The organism is Pelomicrobium sp. G1 (genome assembly GCF_051905455.1).
GTDB lineage: Bacteria > Pseudomonadota > Gammaproteobacteria > Burkholderiales > UBA6910 > Pelomicrobium.
This window is the reverse complement of the sequence record NZ_JBQACR010000479.1, coordinates 1-248: the sequence shown is the minus strand read 5'-3', so window position 1 is coordinate 248 and position 248 is coordinate 1. Positions and strand designations below refer to the sequence as shown.

Genomic DNA, 248 nt, shown 5'->3' with positions numbered 1-248 from the left:
CGTCGCCTCCTTCCTCACCAAGAATCTGCTGGTTCCCTGGCAGGAAGGCGCACGCTGGTTCTGGGACACCCTGGTGGACGCGGATCTCGCCAACAACACCTTGGGCTGGCAATGGGCCGCCGGTTGCGGGGCGGACGCAGCGCCCTATTTCCGCGTCTTCAATCCGGTGCTCCAGGGCCGCAAGTTTGATCCCCGGGGCGCCTACCTGCGCCGCCACTTGCCGGAGCTCGCGGGGCTTCCCGACGAGC

The 248-nt window shown here is 67.7% G+C and carries 1 protein-coding gene; it reads left to right on the top strand.

Features of this window, described 5'->3' with window-relative positions; all coding sequences use genetic code 11:
- Positions 1–248: FAD-binding domain-containing protein (locus ACTFO6_RS19300; RefSeq protein ID WP_439935934.1), on the top strand; the 248-nt coding region annotated here is incomplete at both ends.